This is a genomic window from Blautia difficilis (assembly GCF_014297245.1).
GTDB classification, from domain to species: Bacteria; Bacillota; Clostridia; order Lachnospirales; family Lachnospiraceae; genus Blautia_A; species Blautia_A difficilis.
Window position 1 is genome coordinate 71959 of the sequence record NZ_JACOQG010000009.1, and the last position, 14511, is coordinate 86469.

Here is a 14511-nt window from a genome sequence, read left to right on the forward strand (position 1 = left end):
ATGAAACAGCAAAAATTGGTTGAAAAGATGACAATAGAAGAAAAGGCAGCAATACTCAGTGGAAAAACTGTCTGGCAGACCAGAGAAATTGACAGGCTTTCCATCCCGTCCATCTTTCTTTCAGATGGACCGCATGGGATCAGAAAGCAGGCAGGGGCAGGAGACCATCTGGGACTGAATGCATCCTTGAAAGCAACTTGTTTCCCCACAGCAGCGACGATAGCAAACAGCTGGAATCAGGATCTGGGGGAAGAGATTGGACAGGCTCTTGGAGAGGAAGCAGCAAGTATGGATGTAAATATCCTGCTTGGTCCGGGATTAAATATTAAAAGAAGCCCATTATGTGGAAGAAATTTTGAATATTTTTCAGAAGATCCATATCTTTCAGGGAAGATGGCGGCGTCATATATTCGTGGAATACAGAGTAAAGGCGTTTATGCCTGCCCGAAGCATCTGGCGGTTAACAGTCAGGAACTTCGGAGAATGGCAATGGACGCAGTTGTTGATGAACGGACATTAAGAGAAATTTATCTGACCGGTTTTGAGATAGCTGTTAAAGAAGGACAGGCAAAAGCAATCATGAGCAGTTATAACCAGATTAATGGGATTTATGCTAATGAGGACAAACATCTTTTGACAGACATCCTGCGCAAAGACTGGGGATTTGATGGAATTGTAGTAACAGACTGGGGCGGAAGCAATGACCATGTGAAAGGTGTTGCTGCCGGTTCAAATCTGGAGATGCCGTCCTGTGGGTACGATTCTGCAAGAGAAGTGATTGCTGCTGTCCGAAATGGAAAGCTGAAGGAAGCGGATTTGGATGAAAGAGTTGGAGAACTGGTGGATGCAGTGATGGAACTGACATCAGGGAAGAAGCTTTCAGATAAAAACTTTGACAGAAACGCACATCATCAACTGGCAAGGAAAGCAGCAGCAGAAAGCATGATTCTTCTGAAAAATGAAAAACAGATTCTTCCGCTGGATACCAAAAAATCCATCGCTGTTATTGGAGATTTTGCTTTTTCACCCAGATATCAGGGGGCAGGATCTTCTATGGTCAATCCAACAAAAGTAGAAGATGTGTCATCGATTTTACAACAATATGATCTGAATATTCTAGGGATGACAAGAGGCTATCAGAGAAATGGAGATGTAGATGAGAATGATAGAAAGTTTGCATTAAATTTGGCAATGAACGCAGATATTGTAATTTTCTGCTTTGGTCTTGATGAGATTAGCGAATCAGAAGGACTGGACAGAACACATATGCGTATTCCACAGAATCAGATCGATCTTCTGCAGGATATCAGTAAAGTGAATGAAAATATTATTGGAATACTGAGTGCAGGATCTGCGATAGAAATGCCATGGCACACCTGCTGCAAAGCGATTTTGCATGGCTATCTGAATGGACAGGCAGGCGCTTCTGCAACACTGGATATTCTGACCGGAAAGGTGAACCCATCAGGAAGACTGGCAGAAACTTATCCCATATCTTATGAACAGACACCGGCATTCCGATATTATCCAAGTAATGAGAAAACATCGGAATACCGCGAGAGTGTTTATGTAGGATATCGCTATTATGATACTTCAAAAGTACGGGTGCAGTTTCCATTTGGTTTTGGACTTTCCTATACGGAATTTACATATTCTGATCTTATCATAGAAGAGGATGGAATCAAAGTTTCGGTTACCAATACAGGTGACAGAGATGGAGCTGAGGTTGTTCAGATGTATGTAGGACTTCCTAATGCAATCGTGTTCCGACCGGAAAAAGAACTGAAAGGTTTTGCAAAAGTTTATCTAAAGGCAGGAGAAAGCAGACAGCTCAGGATTCCCTTTGATGATAAGACATTCCGTTATTGGAATATAAAAACGGGACAGTGGGAAATAGAAACAGGAACTTATCAGATTATGGTAGGAGCCAGTGTTGCAGATATTCGTTTAACAGGTATGACTGAGAGAACTGGAAATAGTAAAGGGTATCCGTATAATCCGGCAAAAATGCCTTACTATTATACAGGAATCGTGCAGAAAATATCAGATGAGGAATTTCGTGAACTTCTTGGCCATGAGATACCGAACAGAAGATGGAGTGGAAATCTGGAAATCAATGATGCAATCTGTCAGATGTATTATGCAAAAAGCCGATTTGCAAGGCTGATATATAGATGTCTCACAAAAATGAAAAAGAAGAGTGAGGCACAGGGAAAGCCAGATCTGAATATTCTTTTTATTTACAATATGCCGTTTCGGGGGATTGCCAAGATGACCGGCGGGGCAGTCAGTATGGAAATGGTATATGGAATTGTCGATGCTGTGAATGGCCACTTTATGCTTGGAGTAAAAAAAGTAGTTGGCGGATATTTCAGAAACAGAAGAAATAATAAGAAATATGAAAAATTATTAAAAGGAGCCGGAGGGAAGTGCAGATGAATCATATAAAAAATATATGGAAATGTTTTGAAGAGAAACATGCTACTTTTGCAAAATGGCTTTATCAGATATTCTATTTTGTTATATTCAGTATGGGCGTGACCGTATTCCAGTATCTGGTATTTACATTTTTACCAGGGATTTTGGGAATTGGTCTGGCTGGTACAGAATTTATGTGGCCAAAGGTTTCCATGAATCTGTTTGGAGTAAAATTTACATGGAGTTTGCTGGGGTATAATGTATTGCGTGATGCAACGGGGAATATACTGATCGGTGGTGGACTTGGCTATTTTATCAGTTATGAATTGGGGTCATTTCTTGCACAGTGTATCAATTTTCCACTTCAGAGAAATATTACTTTTAAAAGCCATGGAAATCCTGTATATCAGGCAATCTGGTATTTTGTTGCATGGGTGGTAATTTCACTGATCTGTAATGGATTTAATAATCTGTGGATGCCAGTTGCATCTGCATATGTGGCACCGGCAGTCTATAACATGCTTGTGACAATTATTACAGGTGGAGTTTCCATGGTGATTTTTTTCTTTGTGTTTAAAATTATTTTCCCAGAGGGGAAGGCTGAATAGAAGAAAATAGCAAGATGTTAGAAACTGGTAGTCAATCGGATATGATTTGGAACATCATAAAATCAACAAGGATAAAGGTAAAAAAATATGAATAAAAGACAAAAAATTCTGATTGTAGATGATTCAAAACCGGTGTTTATGAAAGAGGATCTACTTCCCGTTATGGGAGATAATCAAATGATCCAGGATCTGCCCTCGGCATTTATCCAGGTTTTGGAGGAACAGAACGCATGGAAAAAATAATGGAAAAGAATATTCTGATCCGGGATATAGAAACAAAAAATATCATGACTAAATCCAGTCTTCCGGTAGGGGGATATTCTGTCAATCCTTATGTAGGATGTACCCACGGCTGCAAATACTGCTATGCCTCTTTTATGAAACGGTTCACCGGGCATACCGAATCGTGGGGAACATTTCTGGATATAAAACACTGGCCGGCAATTAAAAACCCGAGAAAATATAAAGGCCAACGGGTAGTGATTGGTTCCGTGACAGATGGGTATCTGCCCCAGGAAAAGGAGATAAGAAATACCCGCAGGATTTTAGAACAGTTAAAAAATAGCGGTGCAGAAATCCTTATCTGTACGAAATCGGATCTTGTACTCCGGGATATTGACTTGCTAAAAGAAATGGGAAAAGTCACTGTCTCATGGTCGATCAACACATTAGATGAAAAATTTCAGGCAGACATGGATCAAGCTGTCAGCATCAGCCGCAGACTTGAGGCAATGAAGCAGGTATACGAAGCCGGAATACGCACGGTTTGTTTCATTTCCCCAGTATTTCCGGGCATCACAGATTTTGAAAAGATTTTTGAACGTGTGAAAGATCAGTGTGACCTGGTATGGTTAGAAAATCTAAATCTCCGCGGTGGTTTCAAACAGGAGATCCTGGATTATATTCAGAAATGTTATCCCCACCTTGTTACCCTGTATGATGAAATCTATCGCAAGGGAGATCGAAGCTATTTTCGGGCATTGGAAAACCAGGCAGCACAGATGTCCCAAAAATACGACTGTCCTTTTGTAGACAACGAACTGCCTTATGGCCGCGCAGAGCCAGGCCATCCTGTAATCGTGGACTATTTCTATCATGAAGAAGTACGGGGATCGGAAAATACAGGGCGGCGCAAAAAATGATTGAATAAGTTGAGATGTAAAAGAGGTGCCTCAAGAGACTGAAACAACTTTTGCAATCTGGGCACTGGTCAGATGCTCTTTTTCTTCTTGTAATTTATATTTTAACATGGTACAATTTTGATGTAATTTTAATAATAACAATACAAGAAAGGAAAGTCAACCATGCAGCCAATGAAAAATATTGTTTTTGAAAATGCATATCAAAAAAATGCCCGGACCTTATTAGATAAACTTAATTCTGCTGAAGCCATTCTGGTAGGAGCAGCAGCCGGCATGTCCGCTTCCTGTGGCTATAATTTTTTCTATCAGAATGATGCGATATTTCAGAAATATCTGGGGGATTTCCATAAAAAATATGGATTTACCGGAGCCTTTAACGGATTTTACTATCATTATCCTTCCCCGGAAGCTCACTGGGCATTTCTTGTACGTATGGGCTATATGGAATATGAGTGTCCTACAGGACAGCCTTACTACGATCTCATGGAACTCCTTGAGGGTAAAAACTATCATATTATGACCACCAATCAGGACTTCCAGTTTACCCGTGTGGTGTCCGAAGAAAAATTAAGCGCCATCCAGGGTGATTCCCGCTATTATCAGTGCAGCCGCCGATGTCATGACCAGATTTATTACAACAAGGATATGGTCTATGCCATGAATGCAGCTATTGACGAGAATCTGTGTATCCCCGCCAAAATGATCCCCCGCTGTCCCAAATGCGGAGCCCAGATGGAGCCCTGGGTACGGGGATATACATTTCTGGAAGGTGCCAAGTATAAAGACGAATACCGGAAAATCAACGAATTTCTGGAAAAGAATAAAGAGAAGAAGATTCTTTTTCTGGAGTTGGGCGTAGGACGAATGACCCCTATGTTTATCCAGGAACCTTTCTGGAATCTCACATACTCCCTGCCTAAGGCGTTTTACATTACCATTAATCCAAAGGACGCCATTCTTCCTAGAGAAATAGAACAGAAGGGGCTGGCTATCAAAGAAGACATTGCCCTGGTGCTGCAGGAGGCAGTGAGGGTAAAGAAAGAGGAAAACAAGGAGCATGGAGAAGCATAGTCACAAAGACATCCCTGGAACAGCAATGGGCCTACTATACAAAATATATTTACAGTATGTGGCATCTGCCTACAGGTCAGCTATATCTGGCTCTTAAGGCTGTACTTGCCGGAAAAGATTAGAGAGATGACACCGGGGGTGATCAGACTGCCTTTCTGGGACATGACGGCCCGTAACAGCCAGGTGTTTTACGTCTGTCTGAACCAGGAAGCCTCTTCTACTCCGGAACATTTAAAAGGGAGAAGTCTTTACCTGCAAGGCGATCTGGCAGATATATTAAAGGAACTTCGGATACAGTTGGAAAAGGAGAAATAACATTATGGAAGAAAACTTCAGAAATATTTATAAAGCTATCCAGGAAGCAGACGCTCTTCTCATCGGCGCCAGTAACGGATTATCTATTTCAGAAGGATACAATATTTTTGCAGATGATCACTGCTTTCAGAAAGATTTCGGAGATTTCCGCAGCAGATACGGGATCAGAAACATACTGCAGGGATTATTCTTTCAGTATCCTACAGAAGAATCTAAATGGGCATTTTTCAGCAGACTGATCAGCCGGAAATGTTATCTGGAACAGCCCGGTCCTGTAATGGAGGATCTGTATCGTCTGGTTGGTTCCAAAGATTATTTTATTGTGACCTCCAATGGCGAGGACCATTTCGTGCCTGCAGGATTTGACAGGGATAAAGTCTTTGAGATGGAAGGCCGTCTCACCCAGTCCCGGTGCCAGAATGGATGCGGAACAGATCCTTACGAAAACCAGAATGAAATTCTCAAAATGGCGAAAGCTGAAAAAAACGGACAGATCCCCTCAGAACTGGTCCCCTGCTGTTTCTGCTGTGGAGGGCCAGTTACGGTCAATATGGCAAACAGCAATGCATTCTTTCAGACCGAACAGTTCCAAAAGAAAATGCAAGACTATCAGAACTTTATTAAGAAATATCATGGTAAAAGACTAGCGATCCTGGAATTGGGCGTGGGATGGCGAAACCGTATGATCAAAGAGCCTTTCATGAGCCTTGCTGCTTCTGAACCTGAAGCAGTTTATATCACCTTCAATAAAGGAGAAGTCTATATTCCTTCAGCAATTGCCGGAAAGTCAATCGGGGTAGATGGAGATATTGGGGAAGCGCTGAAAGAAATATGTCTGGCAAGAGAGAACCTATAGGGTTGTTTATATATTTCTATTTGGGCAATTAATTTTTCTGAATGGACAATGCAAAAAAGGCACTGAAAACCGTAGAAATATTGGCTTTTCAGTGCCTTTTCCATTAGTTAAAGAGAAAAATATAATAAATTTAAGTTTTGCTAAGTTTCGCTAAATTCTATTCGTTTGAGCATCGCCACTGCTTTGACGGTTTTCGTTTTCTATAATCATCACAGGTCTGTGGCCAGTTGATTTTCCATTTAAAATATTCATCTTGGGTAATCTCGCCGGATTTCAGTTCTTCTTTTCTAATTGTCCATTCTTTCAAAAAATCATGAAGAATCCCATAATTAAACCACATGCCAACAGGTGGATGAGCAGGCCAACTATCGGAATTGTGGTAGAGTCTAGAGGTATCGTCATTGGAATTTGATTTTTCGCCTGGATAAGTTTCTAGTTGAAAAAGATTGATCATGCCGGGATTAAATTCATCAATCCAGAACAAAATTTCCATCAGTTCAGAAGCATTCATTGTAGTTGGTTCATGCAGTGTCAGTGGATTCACATCCAGAATCTTAGCCATTTCTGTAACCAGATCTTTACGGGGAACCCGGTAGTTGGTTTCGTATTGAGCAAGACGGTTTGCACCTTTGTCGCCCCAACCGAGAGCTGCACCGAGTTCTGCCTGTGTCATATTCCGGAATGTCCGGATTTTTTTTATTTTATCACCAATCGTCATATCAGATTTCCTGCTTTCTATTTGATAATTCTATTGTACTATCAGCGATGGTTCGTAGCGTTAACAAATTCTTCACAAAAGAATTAGCACTCACCTCTTGACAGTGCTAATAACATATGTTATATTACATGCAGAACAAAGAAAACAACATATTTCTCCTTCGGGAGAGATATTTCTCATATAAGAGGAGGGTTAGCCTATGAATATCAGTAAATTCACACAGAAATCCGTACAGGCTGTCCAGGATCTGGAGAAGGTTGCTTATCAGTTTGGCAACCAGGAGATTGAAGAGGAGCATCTTTTATATGCTCTGTTGGAACAGGAAGACAGCCTGATTCTTAAACTGATCGAGAAGATGGAGATAGATAAAGATTATTTCAGAAATTCTCTGAATCAGGCACTGGATGCTAAGGTTAAGGTATCCGGCGGTGAGCTTCGTTTCGGACAGTATCTGAACAAGGCTCTGGTCAGTGCAGAGGATGAAGCCAAGGCAATGGGAGATGAATATGTCTCTGTAGAGCATCTCTTCCTTGCTTTATTAAGATATCCAAGTCCAAGCATGAAGAAGCTGTTTCAGGAATTTGGTATTACTAAGGAACGTTTCCTGCAGGCACTTTCTACAGTACGAGGCAATCAGCGTGTAGTCAGTGACAATCCGGAAGCTACTTATGATACTTTGAATAAATATGGTGAGGATTTAGTTGAAAAGGCACGTAACCAGAAGCTGGATCCTGTGATCGGACGTGATGAGGAAATCCGTAATATCATCAGAATCCTTTCCCGTAAGACCAAGAACAATCCTGTACTTATCGGTGAGCCTGGTGTAGGTAAGACTGCAGCAATCGAGGGCCTTGCACAGCGAATCGTGGCAGAGGATGTGCCGGAAGGTCTGAAGGATAAGAAGATTTTTGCCCTGGACATGGGTGCTCTGGTAGCAGGTGCCAAATACAGAGGTGAGTTTGAGGAACGTCTGAAAGCAGTCCTTGAAGAAGTAAAGAAGAGTGAAGGAAACATCATTCTTTTCATTGATGAGTTACATCTGATCGTCGGTGCAGGTAAGACTGACGGAGCCATGGATGCAAGCAATATGCTGAAGCCTATGCTTGCCAGAGGTGAGCTTCACTGTATCGGTGCCACAACTCTGGATGAGTACCGTCAGTATATTGAGAAAGATGCCGCTCTGGAACGTCGTTTCCAGCCTGTTATGGTAGATGAACCTACAGTGGAGGATACCATTTCCATCCTTCGTGGTCTGAAGGAGAGATATGAGGTCTTCCATGGTGTTAAGATCACAGACAGTGCGCTGGTTGCAGCAGCTACACTTTCACATAGATATATCACAGACCGTTTTCTTCCTGATAAGGCTATTGACCTGGTGGATGAGGCCTGTGCCCTGATCAAGACAGAGCTGGACTCCATGCCTTCAGAGCTGGATGAACAGCGCCGTAAGATCATGCAGCTGGAGATCGAGGAATCTGCACTGAAGAAAGAGACAGATAACCTGAGTAAGGAACGTCTGGAAACACTTCAGAAGGAGCTGGCAGAGCTTCGTGATACCTTTAATACCCAGAAAGCACAGTGGGATAATGAGAAGCATTCTGTAGAGAAATTACAGAAGCTTCGTGAGCAGATTGAGGATGTGAATAAGCAGATCCAGAAAGCAAAACAGAATTATGATCTGGAGAAGGCTGCACAGTTACAGTACGGTGAACTTCCGAAATTACAGCAGCAGTTGGAAATCGAAGAAAAGAGTGTCAAAGAAAGTGACAGAAGTCTGGTACATGAGGCAGTTACTGATGATGAGATCGCAAGGATCATTTCCAGATGGACTGGTATTCCTGTAACAAGACTGACAGAAGGCGAGAGAGCGAAACTCCTTACTCTGGAAGATCAGCTTCATAAGAGAGTTGTAGGCCAGGATGAAGGTGTGAAGAGGGTTACAGATGCAATCCTTCGTTCTAAAGCCGGCATCAAGGATCCGACCAAACCAATCGGTTCTTTCCTGTTCCTTGGTCCTACAGGTGTAGGTAAGACAGAGCTTGCCAAGACTTTAGCAGAGAATCTGTTTGATGATGAACAGAATATGGTCAGAATCGATATGAGTGAATACATGGAGAAGTATTCTGTATCCAGACTGATCGGAGCGCCTCCCGGATATGTAGGATATGAGGAGGGCGGCCAGCTTACTGAGGCTGTTCGCCGTAAACCATACAGTGTTGTACTTTTCGATGAGATTGAGAAAGCACATCCGGATGTGTTTAACGTACTGTTGCAGGTACTGGATGATGGCCGTATCACAGATTCTCAGGGACGTACTGTTGACTTTAAGAATACAATTCTTATCATGACTTCCAACATCGGTTCTCCGTATCTGCTGGATGGGATTGATGAGAATGGAGAGATTAAACCTGAGGCTCAGAGTCAGGTTATGGATGACCTGAGAGGTCATTTCCGTCCGGAATTTCTGAACCGTCTGGATGAAATAATTATGTTTAAGCCCTTGACAAAATCTAATATTGGTAAGATAGTAGATTTGATGGTCGGCGAGCTTGACAAACGTCTTGCAGACCAGGAGCTTTCCCTGGAACTGACAGATGCAGCCAAGGATCAGGTTATCGAGAATGGCTATGACCCGGTATATGGTGCACGTCCGCTGAAACGTTATCTGCAGAAATATGTGGAGACTCTTGCGGCACGAAAGATTTTGTCCGGAGATGTTCACGCAGGTGATACTCTGGTGCTGGATGTTCAGAATGGGGAATTCATTGTTACGGTAAAGGACGGAAACTAAATGATACCCAAAGATCCAATGATTCTGCTGAGCTATGTGAATACTCAGCTCAGGGATTACTATGATTCCCTGGAAGCACTCTGCACATGCAGAGGATTGAAGAAAGACGAACTGGTGGCGAAGATGCATTCCATCGACTATGAGTATGATGAGGCAACCAATCAGTTCATATAAGAAATATGCGAAATGCTCTCTGACAGCGGGAATTGCTGTCGGGGAGCATTTTTCGTGTTATAGGAAATATGTCGCTGAAGCGACCCGTCGCAGGCGGAGAATCCTGCAAGCAGTAAACTTTCTTATATAAGAAAGTTTACTGTGCTAATTGCGAAAAAGTAATAAACTGTGGAGCTGTTATTGGGTTATGTGTTTCAAAATCAGTACAATTTAAAAAAATATATAAGACGGAGTGGAAAATAGCTGAAAAACAGATTATCTTGTTAAAAAATAAACGAAATTTATCAGATAATATGTTAAAAATGCATAAAAAAATAGGAAATAAAGTATAAATATTCAATATCCCTACAATTGATTTTTGCATGCTGTATGATATAATTGCATCTGTAAAAAATCGAATGCATTTATAATAGGAAGAAACACCTGTTTCAAGTCGAACCATTTTTCTGACTGCTATATCTGCATTGAGCGAAAAAATAAAATATGGAGGTGGCAGTTTTGAAAAAGTTGGTGACCGTACTGGGTGCTTTTTTTGCAGTTCTTCTGGCTTGTCCGTTGAGTGTATTTGCGGCAGAGGGCAGTAAAGCACCATCTACAGTACCTGTATGGCTTTGCATTCCCTTTGCAGGGCTTTTGTTATGTATTGCAGTGATGCCTCTGGTAAAAGCGGAGTGGTGGGAGTCTCATCAGCCACTGGTTGTTGCCTTATGGATCATTCTGATGGTCATTCCATTTGCTTTCGTTTATGGAGCCGGAAAGACTGCAGAGACAGTTCTGGACTGTATTGTGAATGATTATCTTACATTCATCATTCTGTTATTCGGCCTGTTCTGCGTATCAGGTAATATTACCATGGAGGGTGATTTCGCAGGTTCCCCCCGTGTTAATGTAGGTCTGCTTGCACTGGGAACCCTTCTGGCAAGCTGTATCGGCACTACGGGTGCCAGTATGCTGATGGTACGTCCGGTAATTAAAATGAATTCATGGAGAAAGAGAAAAGGACATATTATGATCTTTTTTATCTTCATGGTTTCCAATATGGGTGGATGTCTTACCCCGATCGGAGATCCGCCGCTGTTAATGGGATTTATGCGAGGCGTTCCATTCTTCTGGAGTCTGCATCTGTTCCCTGTGTTGATCTTTAATATGGTCATTTTGCTGTTTGTATTTTATCAGATTGATAAACGTTCCTACAGAAAGGATATTGCAAATGGACGTAAACCGGATATCCGTAAACCGGGTACTCAGTTCCGTCTGGATGGACTGCACAATATTATCTTCCTTGTGATGATCGTTGGCGCGGTAATCTTAAGCGGTGTACTTCCGGGAATGTCCGCATTTCAGGATGCTGCAGGCAATGTAAGAGGCATTCATCTTTTTGGAGAAGTAACCCTGACATTCCCGGCACTGATTGAAATTGTAATCATATTGCTTGCTGCTTTTCTTTCCTTTAAGACAACAGATAAGCAGATTCGTATCAGAAACCATTTTACTTGGGGTGCGATCCAGGAGGTTGCGGTTTTATTCATCGGTATTTTTATCACTATGCAGCCCGCATTGATGCTTCTGAAAGCTGTAGGACCAAATCTGGGAGTTACTGAACCGGCAGAGATGTTCTGGGCAACCGGTGCGCTTTCCAGTTTCCTGGATAACACACCTACTTATCTGGTATTCCTTACAACAGCAGGAACGCTGGCATTTACAAATGGAATCACAACCACACTGGGAACTGTACCTACCAAGATTCTGTCTGCCATTTCCTGTGGTGCAGTATTCATGGGTGCCAACACTTATATCGGAAATGCCCCGAACTTTATGGTAAAGGCAATCTCTGATGAGAATGGTGTGAAGATGCCGTCATTCTTCGGATATATGCTGTGGTCTGTTGTATTTCTGGTTCCGGTGTTTATTATCGATATGTTTGTATTCTTTTTATAAGGAGGGAGGATCATTATGCAGGATAATCAGGAAAAATGTAAAGAACTTGCAATACGCATTTATAACCTGGATGAAGAAGTTTATAAATGTGTGGGTTCCTCTCTGGGACGTACATTTACAGGACAGAAAGAAACAACTATCCGTCATCTGGCAGCACTGATGTATACCAAGCCGGACGGACATCTGCTCAGAAGTGAGCTGGCGCTGATCAGTAACATGGCCCGTACTATCAGGGATAAGAGCGAGAGAAGACGCCTTATGATAGAGTATGACAGTATTCTGAAAGAGATCGAAAGTCTTCCTGATACATTTGGGAAGACAGATATTGTAGACAAAGCGCGTATCAGTCTGAATAATCTGATCGCAAGACGCCAGAACGAGATTTCAGAGAATGACCATCTGATCATCTGTATCAGTCGTACACAGGGAAGTGGCGGTAATGATATCGGATTTGAACTGGCGGATCAGCTTCAGATCAACTATTATGATGCAGAAATTTTTGATCAGGTTATGAAGCGTCTGCAGGCAGACAAAAATGCAGTCAGTGATACTGGTAATTTTGAAAGATTTGATAAATACAGAAAGAAAAAACACACAGATCTGAAAACCTGGTTCAGGGAATTCAATCGTTATCATGGACTTCCGAAGCAGGATGCAGTATTTTTCAATATGAGTGATCTGATCTGTGAACTGGCAAAGAGTGAAGACTGTGTGATTATGGGACGTTGCGCAGATGCGATTCTTAAGAATAATCATATTCCTCATATCAGTCTGTTTATCAGTGCTCCCTTCCAGGTTCGTGTGCAGCACGTTATGGATATCCGTAATATGAATCTGAAGCAGGCAGTACGTTTCCTGAAACAGATGGATAAGCAGCATAAGAAATATTATGAATTTTATACCGGTGAGAAATGGGGAAAACCGGAGAACTATGATTTGTGTATCAACAGTGCCAACTATGGACTGAAGGATACCATTGAGCTGATCCAAAGAATGCTGGATCAGAAGGTTCACTAAAATTAAAAATGATGGTTGGATAAAAAATAAGCTCTGTGGATAGAAGTTTTGATCCACGGAGCTTATTTTTCTTTTTTATTTCCAGTTGAATGTGAACATTCCATAAATATAGATAAAGGCAATCATAATTGGAAGCACAAACCGGAAGAGCGGTTTCATCCAGCTCTGTACCTTTAAGCCCTTACCTGTATTGGCTTCTTTGATAAAGTTATCCCAGCCCCATCCGAATTTATTGCAGCAGAAAAGTGCAAGGACGAGAGAACCAAGGGGTAAAATATTGTTGGAAACAATAAAATCCCAGAAATCAAGCCAGGTAGTTCCTTCAGCAAATGGCTGAAAGTGGAATACGCTGAAACCAAGAGCAGTGGTAAGTGCCAGAAGGAAGACTCCTGTACCACAGATCAGGCTGCCCTTTGGACGTGACCAGCCGGTAAGTTCACGGATCATTGCCAGGATATTCTCGCACACACCCAGGACGGTTGACATAGCTGCAAATACCATGAACAGGAAGAATAAGGATCCCCAGATACGTCCTCCAGACATATTGTTAAAAACTGCTGCCATTGTATCAAACAGAAGACTTGGTCCTGCGTTTACTTCCAGATCAAAGGTGAAGCATGCAGGGAAAATAATAACGCCTGCAAGAAAAGCAACCAGTGTGTCCAGAGTGATCACATGAACAGCTTCTCCCATTAAGGAACGCTCTTTGCCAATGTAGCTGCCAAAGATGGCCATACCGCCCATACCGGTAGACAAGGTGAAGAATGCCTGGTTCATGGCACCTACAACCACGGAACCGTTGATCTTTGAGAAGTCCGGTTTGAGGTAGAATGTCATTCCCTCTCCTGCTCCATTGAGGAAAAGACTATGTACAGCAAGGGAAAGCATCAGTACCAGCAGTGCAAGCATCATATATTTTGTGACACGCTCCAGTCCTCCCTGAAGATTGAAGGAAAGGATGAAAAATGCAATGACTACAGTGACCAGTAAGAAGAATACATTCACAGAAGGGGATGATATCATGGCTGAAAATCCCAGTGAAGAATTCCGGCCTCTGAGAAACTGGACAAAATAATAAATGATCCATCCGCATACAACGGTGTAAAATGCCATCAGGGCAATATTTCCGATCAGACAGAACCAACCGAATATTCCCCATTTCTGTCCTGGTTTTTCCAGCTTACGGTACATGAAAAGGGGACTTGTCTGAGCCGCTCTTCCGATGGAAAATTCCAACACAAGAGCTGGGATTCCCAGGATGACCAGACACAGAAGATAGATCAGCATAAAGCTGCCGCCGCCATTTTGCCCGCACATCCACGGGAATTTCCACACATTTCCGCAGCCAATGGCACAGCCGGCGGAAAGCATAATGAAGCCAAGCCGGCTTCCAAGCTGTTCACGTTTCATAAGATAACGCTCCCTTCAGAAGTTCATATAAGAGATATTATAAGATAAAAAAC

At 42.2% G+C, this 14511-nt stretch carries 13 protein-coding genes; 11 read left to right on the forward strand and 2 right to left on the reverse strand.

Annotated elements, in window-relative coordinates; genetic code table 11:
* From H8Z82_RS07635 to H8Z82_RS07665, 7 genes are all read left to right on the forward strand, one after another.
* Positions 1-2439 carry a glycoside hydrolase family 3 C-terminal domain-containing protein gene (locus H8Z82_RS07635; protein ID WP_186994769.1) on the forward strand — a complete coding sequence of 813 codons (2439 nt, stop codon included), beginning with the start codon at positions 1-3 and terminating at the stop codon, positions 2437-2439.
* Positions 2436-3026: a hypothetical protein gene (locus H8Z82_RS07640; protein ID WP_118408337.1), complete on the forward strand. Its 591-nt coding sequence runs from the start codon at positions 2436-2438 to the stop codon at positions 3024-3026. Before H8Z82_RS07635 ends, H8Z82_RS07640 begins: the two co-directional genes overlap by 4 nt.
* Positions 3027-3113: 87 nt before the next feature.
* Positions 3114-3269: a hypothetical protein gene (locus H8Z82_RS07645; RefSeq protein WP_243166609.1), complete on the forward strand. Its 156-nt coding sequence runs from the start codon at positions 3114-3116 to the stop codon at positions 3267-3269.
* On the forward strand, positions 3257-4168 hold the full coding sequence (locus tag H8Z82_RS07650) for a radical SAM mobile pair protein B (protein ID WP_019162581.1): 912 nt from the start codon (positions 3257-3259) through the stop codon (positions 4166-4168). Before H8Z82_RS07645 ends, H8Z82_RS07650 begins: the two co-directional genes overlap by 13 nt.
* 171 nt (positions 4169-4339) lie before the next feature.
* Positions 4340-5239: an SIR2 family NAD-dependent protein deacylase gene (locus H8Z82_RS07655; RefSeq protein ID WP_243176420.1), complete on the forward strand. Its 900-nt coding sequence runs from the start codon at positions 4340-4342 to the stop codon at positions 5237-5239.
* Positions 5240-5344: 105 nt separating this feature from the next.
* Positions 5345-5554: a hypothetical protein gene (locus H8Z82_RS07660; RefSeq protein WP_243176421.1), complete on the forward strand. Its 210-nt coding sequence runs from the start codon at positions 5345-5347 to the stop codon at positions 5552-5554.
* A gap of 4 nt (positions 5555-5558) precedes the next feature.
* A complete protein-coding gene (locus H8Z82_RS07665) occupies positions 5559-6410 on the forward strand; it encodes an SIR2 family NAD-dependent protein deacylase (protein WP_186994770.1) in 852 nt (283 codons plus the stop codon).
* Between the two features lie 157 nt (positions 6411-6567).
* On the opposite strand, the gene H8Z82_RS07670 is transcribed toward H8Z82_RS07665, so the two are convergent.
* Positions 6568-7128, reverse strand: a complete 561-nt coding sequence (locus tag H8Z82_RS07670) for a helix-turn-helix domain-containing protein (RefSeq protein ID WP_186994772.1) — start codon at positions 7126-7128, stop codon at positions 6568-6570.
* A 199-nt stretch (positions 7129-7327) separates the two neighbouring features.
* Here H8Z82_RS07670 and clpB point away from each other — a divergent pair, with 199 nt between their 5' ends.
* The 4 genes from clpB to H8Z82_RS07690 all read left to right on the forward strand — a co-directional run bounded on the left by clpB (position 7328) and on the right by H8Z82_RS07690 (position 13048).
* Positions 7328-9919, forward strand: a complete 2592-nt coding sequence (clpB, locus tag H8Z82_RS07675; RefSeq protein WP_008706657.1) for an ATP-dependent chaperone ClpB — start codon at positions 7328-7330, stop codon at positions 9917-9919.
* Positions 9920-10093 (forward strand): DUF4250 domain-containing protein, encoded by a 174-nt coding sequence (locus H8Z82_RS07680; RefSeq protein ID WP_008706656.1) that lies wholly within the window; start codon positions 9920-9922, stop codon positions 10091-10093.
* A 498-nt stretch (positions 10094-10591) separates the two neighbouring features.
* Positions 10592-12031 (forward strand): sodium:proton antiporter, encoded by a 1440-nt coding sequence (locus H8Z82_RS07685; RefSeq protein ID WP_186994774.1) that lies wholly within the window; start codon positions 10592-10594, stop codon positions 12029-12031.
* Between the two features lie 15 nt (positions 12032-12046).
* Positions 12047-13048 carry a cytidylate kinase-like family protein gene (locus H8Z82_RS07690; protein ID WP_019162556.1) on the forward strand — a complete coding sequence of 334 codons (1002 nt, stop codon included), beginning with the start codon at positions 12047-12049 and terminating at the stop codon, positions 13046-13048.
* A gap of 75 nt (positions 13049-13123) precedes the next feature.
* Here H8Z82_RS07690 and H8Z82_RS07695 read toward each other — a convergent pair whose 3' ends face one another.
* The gene (locus H8Z82_RS07695) at positions 13124-14458 is read right to left on the reverse strand and encodes a sodium-dependent transporter (protein WP_186994776.1); all 1335 of its coding nucleotides are present in this window, start codon (positions 14456-14458) and stop codon (positions 13124-13126) included.
* Between the last annotated feature and the right edge of the window lie 53 nt (positions 14459-14511).